The organism is Streptomyces coacervatus (assembly GCF_029223485.1).
Lineage (GTDB): Bacteria > Actinomycetota > Actinomycetes > Streptomycetales > Streptomycetaceae > Streptomyces > Streptomyces coacervatus.
The window spans coordinates 79,749-95,892 of record NZ_JARHTP010000011.1; the positions used below are offsets into that span (position 1 = coordinate 79,749).

Genomic DNA, 16,144 nt, shown 5'->3' on the forward strand with positions numbered 1-16,144 from the left:
GCTCACGAGGTCGTGTCCACCGGTTCGGGCGTCCGCTCCTGCGCAGTCTGCGGGGTGGGCGCCCGGTCCGCGTTCACGACCACTCCCGCGATCGTCGCGGCCAGCAGCAGCGAGCCCATCGCCCACCAGGTGGCGACGTTGAAGCCGTGCACGCTCGCCTCCGCCTGCAACGACCGCGGATCGACCCCCGGCCCCGCATGCGCCGTCAGATACCGCGCCGTCACCGTCGCGGCGATGGTGTTCAGCAGCGCCGTACCGATCGAACCACCCACCTGCTGGGCGGTGTTGAAGGTCGCGGAGGCCGCACCCGAGTCACGCGGCGCGACGCTCCCGGTGGCGAGCGACACGGACGTCATCATGGCCGTACCCATGCCGAGCCCGAGCATCAGCATGCCGGGCAGGATGTGCGAGGCGTAGGCCGGTTCGGTCCCCACCTGGGCGATGATCGCCAGCGCGCCCGCCGCAACCAGCAGCCCCGGCACCATCAGCAGCCGCGGCGGCACCTTGTTGAGGCCCCGGGCCGCGATCTGGGTCGAGCCGACGATCATCCCGGCGGTGATGGGCAGATAGGCGACACCCGTCTTGACCGGCGAATATCCCAGAACGCCCTGCATGTAGTAGGTGAGGAACAGGAACACGCCGAACATGCCGATGGTCACGAGCAGCGTCGTCAGGAAGGCGCCGACCCGCTGACGGTCCTTCACCACCGACATCGGCAGCAGCGGCACCCGGGCCCGCGTCTGCCACAGCCCGAACGCCGCGAGGAGTACGACCCCGCCCGCGAGCAGCGTCAGCACCAGCCCGTCGCGCCAGCCCCTGGACTCCGCCTCGGAGAAGCCGTAGACGAGCGAGAGCATTCCGGCCGAGCCGAGGAGTGCGCCCGGCACGTCGAGACGGCCGCCCGGGTGGCGTTCGCCGGGCGCGAGGAGGGCGAGTGCGCCGAAGAAGGCGACCAGGGCGATGGGGACATTGACGTAGAGGCACCAGCGCCAGTTCAGGTACTGGGTGAGGAACCCGCCCGCGAGCAGACCGACGGCTGCCCCCGCGCCGATGATCGCGCCGAAGATGCCGAAGGCCTTCCCCCGGTCCTTGGGGTCGGTGAACGTCGTCGCGAGCAGCGACAGCGCGGACGGCGCGAGCAGCGCGGCGAACACGCCCTGCAGGGCCCGCGCGCCGAACAGCATCCCGGAGTTGACCGCGGCCCCGCCCAGCGCGGAGGCGGCGGCGAAGCCGAGCAGTCCGATCACAAAGGTGTTCCTGCGGCCGACCAGGTCGGCGACCCGGCCGCCGAGCAGCAGCAGCCCGCCGAAGGCCAGGGTGTAGGCGGTGATGACCCACTGCCGGTTCCCGTCCGACATGTGCAGTGCGGCCTGCGCGGACGGCAGGGCGATGTTCACGATGGTCATGTCGAGGACGACCATCAACTGAGCCAGTGCGATGACGACCAGAGCCCACCAACGACGGTTGTCAGCCATGACCCCATCGTGCGCCCACCCCCTCCATTTTGGGAACGGCAGCGTCTCTTATTACGGTGTTTTTGCCGCGAGGGTGGCGTCCCGGCACAGCAGCCGCAGCGATCCGTCCCCGTGAAAACAGCGGCGGGCCTCGTCGATGGGGTCCCACATCCGGCCGTCCGGGGTGCGTATCCAGTGGTCGCCGCCGGTCGCCCACCACTCGGCGCCGGCCTGACGGACGATCACTTCACCGGCGTAGGCCCCGAAGCCGCGCAACACGCTCTCCACCGCGGCGTACGGCGCCCCCTCCTGCCGTATCCCCTCGATCATCCGGTCGACGCGCCACAGGCTCTGCGCCGAGTAGTCGAGGCGCAGCCGCGCTCCCTCGCGCATCGCCGCGACCGCGTCCGCCGCCCACCGCACGGGCTTCGTCGCCGCGTTCGGCCTGGTCTCGTGGAAGGTAGTCACATACACAGGAGCGGCGTCGGCGGGCCATCCGTCACGTGATTTCCCGGGAGTTCCCGAGACCGGCGCAGTACCGCCCCACGGCCACCGCAGGACAGTCACAGTCCTCCCTCAGGTGGGCGTTCTGCCCGGGAGTGACGCTTCGCCCCTTCCGTGCGCTCCTCTCACTGATGAGCCTGTACTTCCATCTCCGCGCGGTGCCGCCCTCGGCCCTGCGCAACAGCGCGAACTGGCTGCAACGGCTGTTCGAGGACGACTGGGACACCGTGCGCCGACGGATCGACCGCCACCGGGAGGAGATGCTGGACCACCACTACGCCGACCACGACGTCCTCTACGCGGGAACACCCCCGCACCGGACGAAGGACAGCCCGCAGTCCCACGTGATCCTCGGCGGCCGCCCGGTCCCCCACCAGGACCCCGAAGAACCGCCCTTCCTACTCCTGACCGCGGCCCAGACGGCCCGTGTCGCCGTGTACCTCATCTCGGCCGACATCGAGACCCTGTGGCACCGAGCCCGCGACGAACTGCTCCCCCGCTACGGCGGCCCCGACATGGAACAGGAGACACACGCCCTCTTCACCTCGACCCACCGCGACCTCACGGCGTTCTACACGAACACGGCCGAGTACGGCGATGCGGTGGTGAAACGTCTACTGCGCTGAAAACCCCAGGGCGCAGCTTTTAGCTTTTAGGGGCGCGGGGCTGCATCGATTTGCGGCTCCGCCGCGTGGGCGCGAGCAACCACAACAAACCCGCACCCGCCAAACAACCCAAAGCGGCACTACCTTCGGCGAGCCCTCCGCGAGACAACAGCCCGCAACACTCGCCGCCCCTCACCGGACACCTCCAGCGCCTGCCGCAATCCGGCAGAACCATGCCCGGCAAGCAGCTCCAGAACGGTGACCTGTCGCCGAAGCTCCGCGGCAACAAGCGGCGAAATCCCCTCCGTACGCCCCTCCCGCCGGGAGTCGACAGAGGCCCCCGGATCATCCATGGGATCCAGCAGCCGATGTATCTGCAGCGCAGCGACGGAGCAGGCGTCGGCCCACACCCGCACCTGAGCGGCGGCCCGGTCGACCGGCGCCGCCGCCAGCATCCGCCGGGCCAGCAACGCGGCCTCGTCCTCGACGGACTCGTCGTACTCCTCGGGCCCGCCGAGCTTCAGCCGCGCGTGCTCCAGCCGCGCACCCCACTCGCCGACGTCGCCCGAGTCCGCGAGGTTGGCCCACAGGGGCCGCAGGATCTCGTCGTCGCCGCCCAGCAGGGGCACACACCGATCCAAACAAGCCAACCCGCTCGCGGCCAGTCCGCGTTCGTCGGCCTGAGCGATCAGTTCCACCAGGCTCATCCACGCCTCCTTCTGCGGGTCCCGTAAAAGGCCCAGCAGGGCTCTTCCCTTACGGAGCCCGCACTTCCCCTTACTGCGTGCGACGCACCGTGAGTGTCACAGCGGTACCACGCCCAGCCGGTCGAGCAGACGGAAAAAGAGTTTTTCGGCCAACGGATCGGCGTCGGCAGTCAGAACTTCGAGCAACGGCCCGGCGTCCACGTCGTGCCCCGCCTCGGCGGCCCAGGCGACCGCCCGGTCGGCGGCGTCACGCGGCTCCAGGAAGTAGTCCTCCAGCGTGAGCCCCTCGTTCGCGGCACCGAGATACCCGGCCATCGCGGCCCGCCCCAGACACGTCGTCCACGCCCCGCTCTCGGGCGCCGCCGCCTCCACGACCACGCAGTCGCTGTCCATGACGTACCCGAAGAGCGCGGGCGCCGCGGTCTCCCCGGCGAGGACGTTCATGTTCCCGACCTCGCCCTCCCCGTTCGGGTACTCCCAGACCTGCCAGCCGGCGGCCGCCTCCGACCGCTGCGCCATGCCCTTCGCCCCCGCCAGCGCGTCGAGCTCCGCAAGCGGCCGCTCACTGCGTCCCACGACGAAATACCCCCAGTAGCCCATCCCGGCCCCCCACGGCTGTGTCGGCTTCGGCTCGCGCCGAATACACCACAGTCGTACGACAGTTCGCAGCCGTATCGGCCAAGAGGCCCGGGCGTTCCGGCGTCCGGGCGCGCTCAGCCCAGCTTCCCGGCCAGCGCCTTGAACTGCGTCCACGACAGCCCCGGCCGCCCCGGGTCCCACAGCTTCTGGACCGTCGCCCGCAGGGGCATCCGGATCCCGGCCGCGACCTGGTCCTGCGTCTGCGAGCCCGCGAGGTCGCACCACACGGCGAAGGACCCGCCGAGGATCTGCCCGTCGTACCTCGACGAGACCGCCTGCGTGCCGCGCACGACGAGCGGGGTCCACTGCTCGTAGATCCGCTGTCCGGTCGGATAGAAGAACCTGTTCGGCTGCCCGAGGACGTAGTACAGGAACTCGTCGTTGTAGTTGATGACCTTGCGCCCGGCGCTCAGATACTCCACCGGCTGCCGCGCGCCGATCTCCTTGCCGGTCCAGTACCCGACCTGCAGATCCTTGGCGGGCTGCACGGACGTCCCCCGGAAGAAGCCGTCGTTCCACACCCGCATGGTCCGGCCGTGGGCCCGGATCGTGTCGGCACGGTCGTTGAGCCACCCCGTGGTGAGGTCGGAGACGGTCCCGCCCGACCCGTACTTGTTCACAGCGGCGGCGGCCAGCTGCGGATAGGAGGCGGAGGGGTTGGACACCATCAGCGCCCGGTACTCGTCACCGCCGAGATTCCACTGGCTGCCGGGGAACAGTCCGGCGTACTCATTGAGCAAGTCATCGACAATCTTCGCGGCGGCCGGCTTGGAGATGTCGACGGCCCCGCTCGCCGCCACCCCCTGAGCATTGCGCAGCTGCAGCTCGGGATGGGCGGCGATGACGGCCCCCAGATGCCCGGGCGAGTCGATCTCGGGCACGACGGTGATGTGCCGACCGGCGGCGAGATCGACGATCCGCTTCACCTCGGCCTTGGTCAGATGCTGCCGCGACACGACCTCGGGATGCGTGTCGGACTCGATCCGGAACCCCTGGTCGTCGGAGAAGTGCAGCCCCAGCTGGTTGAACTTCAGATCGCCGAGCTCCCGCACCCGGTCCTCGATCCACCCGGCGGTGAAGTGCTTGCGCGCGATGTCCAGCATGAACCCGCGCACCGCCTTCGCCGGCTGGTCGTGCACGACCCCCTCGGGCGCCGTGCCCCCGCCGTGCACCTCCTGCTTCAGCGTCCGCGTGCCGTAGAACACCCCGGCATCCGTCGGCCCGCTGATGTTCACCCGCCCACCGCGCACGGTCATCGCATACGACTCCGGGTTCGCCCCCGCGCCGTCGTTCAGCGCCAGCCGTACGTCCCCGGCCTGCACGTCGCTCTTCTCACCCGCGTACGTCAGCCCCAGCTCACCGGCGATCAGACGCCCCTCGTCGGCCAGCCCGGCGTCGTCCACGACGACGCGCTCGCCACGCACCGGACGCCAGCCGGGCCCGCGAGCCGCGGTGTGGGAGCGCACGGCGGGGATGGTCCGGGGTGCCTTCGACAGGGCGTACGAACGGGTCGGCGTCGGCGTCGGGCTCTGACCGTGCGAGCCGGTGGGCGCCGCCCCTGACCCGCCCGCGGAGGGCGACTGCTGCTGCGCCGACCCGGCCGGCCCGCTGTCGTCGCCGGAGGCCCAGAACCCCAGGCCGATCCCGAGCGCGACCGTCCCGGCGAACGCACCCGCGATGATCATGCGCCGCTGCTGCTTCGCGTTCTGCGCCGGAGACCGGCGCCTGTGCTGGCTCACAGCGTCAACCTAAGGCCCAAGGGCAACATGAAGCGTCCACCACGCGTCCCGAAAGTCTCCCTTGCGGGTGAAATTCGGGCATCCGTCGGACACGTCACGCCCATTCTCGATAACGTGAAACCACATCTCTCACAGCATCCTCTGCCGAAACACACGTGACGCCCACACACCTTCCTGGCCGAGTCGCCGCCATACCGGCGCTGCCCACCATCCTGGACGCCTTCAACATCGCCCCCGCGGAGGAGGCCCGCAACCTCCTCCTGGACTGCCTCCGCAGCCTCCGCTGGGCCCACCGGGTGGCAGATCACCGCCCCTACCCGGACATCGACTCCCTCCTCGCCGCATCGGACGAGGCGGCGTACGACCTGTCTCCGACGGACCTGTCGGAAGCCCTGGCAGGCGAGACACTGCCGACATTGCCGGACAAGACGTATGCGATCGCCTACACGGCCCTGAGCGCAGCCCACGCGGCATACGAGGCAAAGTTCGGCCACGCCTTCGTGATCTGTCTGGACGACCTCTCCCCGAACGAGACCCTGGACCACGTATTGGCAGGAATCCGGTCACGTTTGACGAACGACCCGGAAGAGGAACGGGTGGTTGCGGCAGAGGAGCTCCGGCGCCTCGCAAGGGGACGGCTGACCCACCTCCTCAGGGGCGCGGGGAACTGCGCGACCAGCCCAACACAACCCGCACCCGGCAAATAACAGGACACCCCACCCCAGAAGCCGCAAACACTAACCCATACGCGTGCCACTTTGATCACACCGGTAGGCCCGCTGTAAGCGCCAAGCCAGCGGCTGGCTAACATGCTGGGGGCCGGTGGACCGTACCCGGCCGGGCCCGACCGACAGCACAAGCCGGCGCGGCCCCAATCCCCGCTCCCGGAGGGACTTCCGTGCCGGCTGGAACGCTGTACCGCGGCCGGGAAGGAATGTGGTCCTGGGTGGCTCATCGAGTCACCGGCGTCCTCATCTTCTTCTTCCTGTTCGTTCACGTGCTGGACACCGCTCTCGTCCGTGTCTCCCCCGAGGACTACGACAAGGTCGTAGCCACGTACAAGACCCCGATCGTCGCTGTGCTGGAGTACGGCCTCGTCGCCGCCATCCTCTTCCACGCACTGAACGGCCTGCGCGTCATCGCCGTCGACTTCTGGTCGAAGGGCCCGCGCTACCAGAAGCAGATGCTCTGGTCCGTCGTAGGCCTGTGGGTCGTGCTGATGCTCGGGGCGATCTACCCCGTCCTCGGCCACGCCGCTCGTGAACTGTTCGGGAGCTGAGACCGATGGCCACCACTGAAACCACCGCGTCCGGGATCGGCCCCGTCGAGGGCGCCTCCGTTCACAACGTCGACAACCCGGCGCCCCTCATCGAGGCCCCGCGTAAGCGGACCAGGAAGACCCCGAAGTCGACCCGGGGCAACTTCGAGATGTACGGCTGGCTCTTCATGCGCCTGTCCGGCATCGTGCTGGTCGTCCTCGTCCTCGGCCACCTGCTGATCCAGCTGGTGCTGGACGGCGGCGTGTCGAAGATCGGCTTCGCCTTCGTGGCCGGCCGCTGGGCGAGCCCCTTCTGGCAGGTCTGGGACCTCCTCATGCTGTGGCTCGCCATGCTGCACGGCGCCAACGGCCTGCGCACGGTCATCAACGACTACGCGGAGCGCGCGAACACCCGGCTGTGGCTCAAGGGCCTGCTCTACACCGCCACGGTGTTCACCATCCTGCTGGGCACGCTGGTGATCTTCACCTTCGACCCGAACATCCGCTAGGCACGGGGCTGAGGCAACCACCATGAAGATCCACAAGTACGACACCGTCATCGTCGGCGCCGGCGGCGCCGGTATGCGCGCCGCCATCGAGTCGACGAAGCGCAGCCGCACCGCCGTGCTGACCAAGCTCTACCCCACCCGCTCCCACACGGGCGCCGCGCAGGGCGGCATGGCCGCCGCGCTGGCCAACGTGGAGGAGGACAACTGGGAGTGGCACACCTTCGACACGGTCAAGGGCGGTGACTACCTGGTCGACCAGGACGCCGCCGAGATCCTGGCGAAGGAGGCCATCGACTCGGTCCTCGACCTGGAGAAGATGGGCCTGCCGTTCAACCGGACGCCCGACGGGACGATCGACCAGCGCCGCTTCGGCGGTCACAGCCGCAACCACGGCGAGGCCCCGGTCCGCCGGTCCTGCTACGCCGCGGACCGCACCGGCCACATGATCCTCCAGACGCTGTACCAGAACTGCGTGAAGGAGGGCGTGGAGTTCTTCAACGAGTTCTACGTCCTGGACCAGCTGATCACCGAGGTCGACGGCGTGAAGCGGTCGGCGGGTGTGGTGGCGTACGAGCTGGCCACCGGTGAGATCCACGTCTTCCAGGCGAAGGCCGTGATCTACGCCTCCGGCGGCACCGGCAAGTTCTTCAAGGTGACGTCGAACGCGCACACCCTGACCGGTGACGGCCAGGCCGCCGTCTACCGTCGCGGGCTGCCGCTGGAGGACATGGAGTTCTTCCAGTTCCACCCGACCGGCATCTGGCGCATGGGCATCCTGCTGACGGAGGGCGCCCGTGGTGAGGGCGGCATCCTCCGCAACAAGGACGGCGAGCGCTTCATGGAGAAGTACGCGCCGGTCATGAAGGACCTCGCGTCCCGTGACGTCGTCTCCCGCTCCATCTACACGGAGATCCGTGAGGGCCGTGGCTGTGGTCCCGAGGGCGACCACGTCTACCTGGACCTGACGCACCTTCCGCCGGAGCAGCTGGACGCGAAGCTCCCGGACATCACCGAGTTCGCGCGGACCTACCTGGGCATCGAGCCGTACACGGACCCGATCCCGATCCAGCCCACCGCGCACTACGCCATGGGCGGCATCCCGACGAACGTCGAGGGTGAGGTCCTCAGCGACAACACCACGGTCGTCCCGGGCCTGTACGCGGCCGGCGAGGTCGCGTGCGTCTCGGTGCACGGCGCCAACCGCCTCGGCACCAACTCGCTGCTGGACATCAACGTGTTCGGCCGCCGGGCCGGTATCGCGGCGGCGGAGTACAGCCAGAAGGCGGAGTACGTCGAGCTCCCGGAGAACCCGGCGGAGCAGGTCGTCTCGCAGATCGAGAACCTGCGTACGTCCACCGGCACCGAGCGCGTGGCGAACATCCGCCGCGAGCTGCAGGAGACCATGGACGCGAACGTCATGGTGTTCCGCACCGAGCAGACGATCAAGACGGCGGTCGAGAAGATCGCCGAGCTGCGCGAGCGCTACAAGAACGTCTCGATCCAGGACAAGGGCAAGCGGTTCAACACCGACCTCCTCGAGGCCGTCGAGCTGGGCAACCTGCTCGACCTGGCCGAGGTCATGGCCGTGTCCGCCCTGGCCCGCAAGGAGTCCCGCGGCGGTCACTACCGCGAGGACTACCCCAACCGCGACGACGTCAACTTCATGCGCCACACCATGGCGTACCGCGAGGTGGGCGACGACGGCACCGAGTCCATCCGTCTCGACTACAAGCCGGTCGTCCAGACCCGCTACCAGCCGATGGAGCGTAAGTACTGATGGCAACCCCTGTTCTGGACAAGGTGGAGGCGGAGGCCGCGGCCTCCTCGCACCTCATCACGGTCACCTTCCGGGTCCGCCGCTTCAACCCGGAGGTCTCCGCAGACGCTGTGTGGGAAGACTTCCAGCTGGAGATCGACCCCAAGGAGCGCGTCCTCGACGGCCTCCACAAGATCAAGTGGGACGTCGACGGAACTCTCACGTTCCGCCGCTCCTGCGCGCACGGCATCTGCGGCTCGGACGCGATGAGGATCAACGGCAAGAACCGTCTTGCCTGCAAGACCCTCATCAAGGACCTCAACCCCGAGAAGCCGATCACGGTCGAGCCCATCAAGGGCCTCACGGTCCTGAAGGACCTCGTGGTCGACATGGACCCGTTCTTCCAGGCGTACCGCGACGTCATGCCCTTCCTCATCACGAAGGACACGAACGAGCCGACGCGCGAGCGTCTCCAGACGGCCGAGGACCGCGAGCGCTTCGACGACACGACGAAGTGCATCCTCTGCGCCGCCTGCACCAGCTCCTGCCCGGTCTTCTGGAACGACGGCCAGTACTTCGGCCCGGCCGCGATCGTCAACGCGCACCGCTTCATCTTCGACTCGCGCGACGAAGCCGGCGAGCAGCGCCTGGAGATCCTCAACGACCGTGACGGCGTGTGGCGTTGCCGCACGACCTTCAACTGCACGGACGCCTGCCCGCGCGGCATCGAGGTCACCAAGGCGATCCAGGAAGTCAAGCGTGCGCTGATCACGCGCCGCTTCTGATCTCCCTTTTCGTACGTCTTTCGTACGTCGCTGAGGGCCCCGCACCCGGAATCCGTTCCGGGGACGGGGCCCTCAGTCGTACGCCTCCCCAGGGACCCTGGGGTGGCCGGCCCCAGGGTCTTCCCCAGGCCCGTCCCTGGCGACGCCGTACCCGGTGCGCTGCCAACGTTGCTGTTCCAGGCCCTGGTTCAGGGGTCCGGACAGGTCGCGTCGGCTCACGGCCGGGAGGGGCTGATCACTATGCAGCCGTACGAAGAGGAATACGGAAGGCGTTACCGGGAGGAAGAGGAAGAGGAGTTCGGCGCCGAGGAGTACCGCGAGGAGCGTCGCGAGGAGCGGGTCCCCGAGTCACTGGAGAGTCCCTTCAGTGAGGAGGAGGAAGTCCAGCTGGCCACCGAGCTGTTGGGGGTCACCTCCGAGGAGGAGCTGGAGCAGTTCCTGGGCAACTGGCTGAAGGCCGCGGCGAAGAAGGCCGGCGGCTTTCTGCGTTCCTCGGTCGGCAAACAGCTCGGCGGCATCCTCAAGAACGTCGCCAAGCAGGCGCTGCCGGCCATCGGAGGCGCCGTCGGGTCGGCGATCCTCCCCGGCATCGGCACCGCGATCGGCTCCAAGGCGGGCAGCTGGGCGAGCAACCTGTTCGAGGTGGAGGGCGAGGGCCTCGACCACGAGGAGTACGAGTTCGAGACCGCCCGGCGCTTCGTCGCGCTCAGCGGTGCCGCCGCACGGAACGCGGCGTTCGGCTCGCGCCGGGCGGCCCCGCGGTCACTGGCGCAGCAGGCCGTCCACTCCGCGGCACGCCGCTATGCACCGGGAGTGGGCCGGCGCTTCCGGGCCTTCTCCGTTCCGGCGCCCTGGTACTGGCCGGGCCCCGTGCCCGCGTGCGTCGAAGAGCCGGCCGCGGCACCGGACGCCCCTGCTGCCAAGGAGGAGTGGGGTGGATCCCGCGGGCTGGAGGAGTGGCGGCAGGGCGAGGAGCAGCACGAGGAGTGGGGGAACCGGGAGGAGCAGCGCGAGTTCGGTGAGGAGCGTGGCTGGGAACACGCCGAAGAAGAGGAAGAGGAGGAGGAGTGGGGGCGCGCCGAGGAGGAGAGGCGCGCACGGGAAGAGGGATGGGGGCATGCCGAGGGGACGCCCCACAACGGCCACCACAGCGGGCACCACAACGGTCATGCCCGGTCGGGTCGTTGGGTCCGGCAGGGCCGCAAGATCGTCATCATGGGGGCCTGACCGCCATGGACCTGCGGCCGGCAGCCACCGCGCTGCTCGAAGGCGAGGCCCGCGCGCTGCTGACCCGCCTGAACCGGGTCACGCCGTTCGCACTGCACGAGACCATGGTGCCTGCCGCCTCACCGTCCGCCGCCGCCCAGAGCGCGATCGAGCGCTTCCTCATGGAGGGGCGGGCCAGACTCCGGGGACGGGTCGGTGCGTATCTGGAGTGGCTGGACGGGCCGGGCGGGGAGCGGGACCCCGAGTGGCAGCAGCATCAATTCTCGTTGCTGCGCTGGGAGTTCAACTCCGTACTGACCCACTTCGACCTCTTCCAGGAAGCGGTCACCCAGCGCAGCGAGCGTGACGTCGGGGTGCAGCTCGCCGGGCTCGACGTCGCGGCGGTCGACGCGCTCACCACACCGGGCACACCGCTCGCCGACCCGCCGCCCATCGTCTGCTACCTGGCCCGCGGCCCGGGCGGCGCGATCCGCCGGGTGCACACCCGCATCCCCGGCGGCGGCCGCAGCCCGGTCTCGCTGATCCGGATACCGCGCGAACGCATGGTCGGATACGGGATCGGCGCCTCGCTGGTCCACGAGGTCGGGCATCAGGCGGTCGCGCAGCTCGGGCTGCTGGGGTCACTGCGGCCCGTGCTGTACGACATCGAGCGGCACGCCCGTACGGCGGCCGAGCGGACGGCCTTCCGCTACTGGGGGCTGACCCTCTCCGAGGTGCTCGCGGATCTCTTCGCCGTGGGGAAGCTCGGCATCGGCGGCACCCTGGGTCTGATGGCCGTGGTGAGTCTGCCGCGCCGGCTGGTGCTCGCCCCGGCCCTCGACGACCCCCACCCGTTTCCCTACATCAGGGTCCGGCTCAGCTGCGCCCTGGGCGACGCCCTGTACCCGCATCCCCAGTGGGGGGAGCTGAGCGCGCTGTGGGCCACGCTCTATCCGCCGCACCGCGCCCCGCGGGAACTGCGCAGGCTGACCGGGATCCTCGAAGGGTCCATGCCCCGCTTCGTCCGGCTGCTGGCGGGCCATCGTCCGCCCTCGCTGAGCGGCGCCCGGCTGGCCGACCTGATGCCCCGCTCCAGCCACACCCCCGCCCTGCTTCTGTCGCGCTACCGGCGCTGGGTGCGCCGGCCCGCACTACTGCGCACCGCACCGCCCACGCTCGTCTTCGCGGTCCTCGGCCAGGCCAGGGCCGCCTCGCTGATCACCCCCGAGGAGGAGAGCCGCCTGCTCGGCGAACTGATCGCCCACTGGGCACTCTCCAGCACGCTCGACGCCCTGGCTTTTAGGGGCGCGGGGCTGCATCGATATGCGGCTCCGCCGCGGGGCGCGACCAGCCACGACGGCGCCGCAGACAAACGACAACCCATAGCCGCACATCCCGCGGAGCGCTCCGCGCTCGACAGCCGTTGAGGAGGCCGTCCATGGCCACGATCGAAGTACGGCCCCAGCAGATCCAACAGGGCGGACGGGTCTCACTGTTCGCCACTCCCAGCCGCCAAACCGCCGGCGGGACCACCGAACCCACCGCCGCGGAGGCGGCAACCACCGTCACCTGGGAGGTCATCGGCTTCGGCCCGCTGCCAAGCGACCCGACCGATCCCGTCCGGGCCCTCTGGGACGTCCCGGACGACCAGCAGCCCGGCGCCTACACCGCCCGCGTGACGTTCCGCAGCCCCGGCGTCGCGGACGACGTCGGCACCGCCGACATCACCGTGCAGGTCCGGCCGTTCGCGGCAGGCGACAGCATCAACGTCCAGCTGCGCAGGGCGGGTTCGGACCCGACGGACGACCAGGCCCTGTGGACGGCGATCCGCCGCTCCACCGACCGGATCTCGTTCAACGAGTACAGCGCGTTCATCGACCCGATCATGTGCAACGTCGCACCGCTGCCGGGCGCCCGCGAGCCGCGCAAGTCGATCGGGCCGCGCGCCCTGCCGTTCCCGGGCGTGGACGCGTACCGGCTGCTGAAGGTCGCCACCGAGGTGTTCCTTATCGTGCGGTGCGGGGTCCTCGTAGACAGCAACGACCTGACATCCCCGTTCGAGGGCGTCGACCTGGAGGAGGAGCGGCGCCGGTACGGCGAGTCGGGCGACGTGGACGGCGACGCCTTCGGGCGGGCCATCCAGCAGCGCTGGCTGCGCTACATCTCCGCGCACTCCCCGGGTGAACGCCGCCCGGACGAACAGGACTTGGCGCTGCTGCCCTACCTCGGGGTGATCCGGCTGAAGCTGGGCGAGCTGGCGATCACGGACGCGGACAAGTTCGGCGTGGAGTGCTTCGGCATCCTGCGCGACAAGCTGACCTTTCCCTGCTTCCTCGAACTGATCTGGTCGTACTGGCACGAGGAGGGCATGCTGGTCCAGTCGACCGAGGCGATCGCCTCGCGCTTCCAGAACCTGCACGGCCCCGGCGACTACGACCCGCTGGCCCATGTCGACATCGATCCGCTGCGCGCCCTCAACCAGCTGATGTGGGGGTATGTGCAGGACGAGCAGAACCGGCTATCGCCGCTGCGCCGGGCCTACGAGTACGACCACCAGTACGGAATCACCCAACTCGCGCCCGGCGGACCGCCGTTGCGACCGGTGGACAGCCGTCCCCGTTTCCTGGAGGCCTTCCACACCCTGCTGAGTCTGACCTCCGTCTTCTTCCGCGAGGACGACGACACCACGATCATCGCGGACGGCTTCCCGGTGCTCAACGCGCTCAAGGACGTCCATCTGCTGCTGACCGAGGGGCAGCACAACCAGTACGGCGACCTGCCCTGGACGGCCCGCCAGGAGATGCTGATGGAGGAGTGGCTGCTGGCCCGCCCGGAGATGCGCGAGTTCCTGCCCGGCCGCACGATGGTCGCCTACCCCGAGCAGTGGATGGACCGCGTCGACACCATGAAGCGGCTCCAGGGCTGGACCCCGGACACCGTCATCCACTTCCGCGACCTCGGCCGGTTCGGCGAGCAGCTGCTCCTTTCGATCCGCTACGGCAACTGGAACGCGGTCAACGACCGTACGCAGGCGGCGAACTGGGCCCGCTACTGGCGCTCGGAGATCCAGGGATATCTGCACTCGTACCGCTCGGTGACCGGAGTCGACCTCGGCCTGGAGCGTGTCGACACGCGTATCGACGCCACCATGCCGGCCGTGCATCTGCGGCGCAGGCTGCTGGAGCAGCAGGGCCGGCACACCGTCGGCGCGGGCTCCGACCAGCGCGGGGCGCGTCAGCTGGGCCGGGCCGAGTCCCGGGCGCAGCTGCCCCGCGCCGCCGCCCGCGCACCTCGCGAACTGCCCCGCGGCAAGCAGCCCGAGCGGCGTCCCGCCGGGCTCCCGCCGGGCCGCACCGGCTCAGCCCGGCGCGGCCGCCCGGAAGGGGAGTGAGGTCATGCCGACGACCACGACCGTCCCGCGGAACGGGACCGAGCAGCCGCCCGCCGCCCGGGCCGGGCACGCTCCCGGCACCACCGCCCGCAATCGCGCCTACGCCCGTTCGCTCGGCTGGGAGGCCCACCTCCCGGCCGTCCGGCGGGCCCTGAACCGGCACCGCAAGGACTGGGACTGGACCACTCTCGGCGCCGAGACGCTGAAGTGGCAGCAGGCGCTGGGCATTTCACCCGCGGACGGCGTCATCGGGCCCGCCACCTGGGCGCTGCTGCGCACCGCCGCGGGAGTGGCCAGGGACCCCGCGATCGCCTATCAGCTCCCCGAGTACGGACTCGGTTTCCGTACGACGGGCCGGCCCGCGCACCGGTTCGGGCGGCCGGAGACCGCCCGTGCCCTGCTGGCCGTCGCCGCCGCCTGGCGCCGGGCGCATCCCCAGGGGCCCGTGCTCGACTTCCGGGATCTGTCCCGCAGCGGCGGCGGCCCGCTGCCCGGTCATGCCTCGCACCGGCTCGGCCTCGACGTGGACATCCGCCCGGTGAAGGCGGGCCGCCGCCAGGGCCCGACGAACTGGCGTCACCCCGCCTACTCCCGGGCGCTCACGCAGGAGCTCGTCGACCTGCTGCGGAGCAACGGCGTGCTGCCGGTCCACGTGATCTTCTTCAACGACCCGGAGATCCGCGGCGTACGCCCCCTGAAGAACCACGACAACCATCTGCATGTGCGCTTCGCGCCGCCGTCGGCACCCCCTTCGCCGCCACCGGCACCGGCGTCCGCCGCCCGCCGGAGCTCCGGCCCGGTCCTGGAGGTCACGGCGACCCCGCGGCTGGGCGTGCTCAGCGCCCAGGGCAAGGCGCCCTACCGGTTCACCGAGGACGATGCCGAGTGGACCGCGCGATTCATCATCGGGGAGTCGGGCGGCCGGGACGACGCGGACAGCCATGCGGTGATCTGGGCGATGTTCAACCGGTACGCGCTGCTCACCCGCCCCTACTACCGCACGTTCAACGCCTTTCTGCGGGCCTACTCGACCCCGCTGCAACCGGTCCTCAAGAGCTGGGGTGCGAGCAGGCGGAACATGAACCGCGCCGACTTCGTCCGCACGGGCGGCACCTTCGGACCGCCCGCCCCGCCCGGCATCCCGCGCGGCCAGCGCCGCGCCTATCTGGATCTCCAGCAACGGCCGTGGGCCCAGCTGCCCGCCGCGGCACGGTCGGTGGCGGTGCGGGCGCTCGGCGGGATGATCCCGAACCCGATCGGCAACGCCACGGAGTTCGGCTCCACTTACGTCTATTTCCACGACGCGAACCGCAGGTATCCGAACCCCGACGAATGGCGGCGCTTCACCGAGCAGTACGCCGCCAGGATGGGATGGCAGTGGATCGGCCCGGTACCGGGCCTCGACCAGAACAAGAACACGTTCTTCGTCCAGCGCAGGCTCGCCTCCCTGCCCGTCCCCGCGGTGCGCGTCCTCGCGGGGTGAGACCCCGCCCGCCCCGGCGGCCGGACGAACCGCTCAACGGCACACGCATTGAACCGGCATGACAGGGCGACCACCATGTGCCCTGGGAACACCGACGACTCACGGGGG

At 69.9% G+C, this 16,144-nt stretch carries 15 protein-coding genes; 10 read left to right on the forward strand and 5 right to left on the reverse strand.

Annotation, left to right across the window (positions count from 1 at the left end):
- Positions 1 to 2: 2 nt before the first annotated feature.
- The gene (locus tag P2Q00_RS26550) at positions 3 to 1,475 is read right to left on the reverse strand and encodes an MFS transporter (protein ID WP_275775297.1); all 1,473 of its coding nucleotides are present in this window, start codon (positions 1,473 to 1,475) and stop codon (positions 3 to 5) included.
- A 51-nt stretch (positions 1,476 to 1,526) separates the two neighbouring features.
- Positions 1,527 to 1,922 carry a hypothetical protein gene (locus P2Q00_RS26555; RefSeq protein ID WP_275775298.1) on the reverse strand — a complete coding sequence of 132 codons (396 nt, stop codon included), beginning with the start codon at positions 1,920 to 1,922 and terminating at the stop codon, positions 1,527 to 1,529.
- Positions 1,923 to 2,089: 167 nt separating this feature from the next.
- Here P2Q00_RS26555 and P2Q00_RS26560 point away from each other — a divergent pair, with 167 nt between their 5' ends.
- Entirely contained in the window at positions 2,090 to 2,584 is a 495-nt protein-coding gene (locus P2Q00_RS26560) for a DUF1877 family protein (RefSeq protein ID WP_275775299.1), read from the forward strand.
- A gap of 119 nt (positions 2,585 to 2,703) precedes the next feature.
- Here the strand turns inward: P2Q00_RS26560 and P2Q00_RS26565 are convergent, their stop codons facing one another.
- From P2Q00_RS26565 to P2Q00_RS26575, 3 genes are all read right to left on the reverse strand, one after another.
- Positions 2,704 to 3,270 carry a hypothetical protein gene (locus P2Q00_RS26565; RefSeq protein ID WP_275775301.1) on the reverse strand — a complete coding sequence of 189 codons (567 nt, stop codon included), beginning with the start codon at positions 3,268 to 3,270 and terminating at the stop codon, positions 2,704 to 2,706.
- 96 nt (positions 3,271 to 3,366) lie between these two features.
- Positions 3,367 to 3,870, reverse strand: coding sequence for a hypothetical protein (locus P2Q00_RS26570; RefSeq protein ID WP_275775302.1), 504 nt, complete (start codon positions 3,868 to 3,870; stop codon positions 3,367 to 3,369).
- 113 nt (positions 3,871 to 3,983) lie between these two features.
- A complete protein-coding gene (locus tag P2Q00_RS26575) occupies positions 3,984 to 5,594 on the reverse strand; it encodes a beta-N-acetylhexosaminidase (RefSeq protein WP_275775684.1) in 1,611 nt (536 codons plus the stop codon).
- A 209-nt stretch (positions 5,595 to 5,803) separates the two neighbouring features.
- Between P2Q00_RS26575 and P2Q00_RS26580 the strand changes: the two genes are divergently transcribed.
- The 9 genes from P2Q00_RS26580 (at position 5,804) to P2Q00_RS26620 (ending at position 16,036) form a co-directional block, all read left to right on the forward strand.
- Positions 5,804 to 6,355, forward strand: coding sequence for a 2-oxo-4-hydroxy-4-carboxy-5-ureidoimidazoline decarboxylase (locus P2Q00_RS26580; protein WP_275775303.1), 552 nt, complete (start codon positions 5,804 to 5,806; stop codon positions 6,353 to 6,355).
- 191 nt (positions 6,356 to 6,546) lie between these two features.
- Positions 6,547 to 6,927, forward strand: coding sequence for a succinate dehydrogenase, cytochrome b556 subunit (gene sdhC, locus P2Q00_RS26585; protein WP_037884595.1), 381 nt, complete (start codon positions 6,547 to 6,549; stop codon positions 6,925 to 6,927).
- Between the two features lie 5 nt (positions 6,928 to 6,932).
- Complete coding sequence (locus tag P2Q00_RS26590; RefSeq protein WP_275775306.1) at positions 6,933 to 7,415, forward strand: succinate dehydrogenase hydrophobic membrane anchor subunit; 483 nt, start codon at positions 6,933 to 6,935, stop codon at positions 7,413 to 7,415.
- Between the two features lie 22 nt (positions 7,416 to 7,437).
- Entirely contained in the window at positions 7,438 to 9,192 is a 1,755-nt protein-coding gene (sdhA, locus tag P2Q00_RS26595) for a succinate dehydrogenase flavoprotein subunit (protein WP_275775307.1), read from the forward strand.
- Positions 9,192 to 9,956 (forward strand): succinate dehydrogenase iron-sulfur subunit, encoded by a 765-nt coding sequence (locus P2Q00_RS26600; RefSeq protein ID WP_275775309.1) that lies wholly within the window; start codon positions 9,192 to 9,194, stop codon positions 9,954 to 9,956. Before sdhA ends, P2Q00_RS26600 begins: the two co-directional genes overlap by 1 nt.
- A 240-nt stretch (positions 9,957 to 10,196) precedes the next feature.
- Complete coding sequence (locus tag P2Q00_RS26605; protein WP_275775310.1) at positions 10,197 to 11,183, forward strand: hypothetical protein; 987 nt, start codon at positions 10,197 to 10,199, stop codon at positions 11,181 to 11,183.
- A 5-nt stretch (positions 11,184 to 11,188) separates the two neighbouring features.
- Positions 11,189 to 12,589, forward strand: a complete 1,401-nt coding sequence (locus P2Q00_RS26610) for a hypothetical protein (RefSeq protein WP_275775311.1) — start codon at positions 11,189 to 11,191, stop codon at positions 12,587 to 12,589.
- An 11-nt stretch (positions 12,590 to 12,600) separates the two neighbouring features.
- Complete coding sequence (locus P2Q00_RS26615) at positions 12,601 to 14,553, forward strand: hypothetical protein (RefSeq protein WP_275775314.1); 1,953 nt, start codon at positions 12,601 to 12,603, stop codon at positions 14,551 to 14,553.
- 4 nt (positions 14,554 to 14,557) lie between these two features.
- Positions 14,558 to 16,036, forward strand: a complete 1,479-nt coding sequence (locus P2Q00_RS26620) for a penicillin-insensitive murein endopeptidase (protein ID WP_275775316.1) — start codon at positions 14,558 to 14,560, stop codon at positions 16,034 to 16,036.
- Positions 16,037 to 16,144 lie beyond the last annotated feature (108 nt).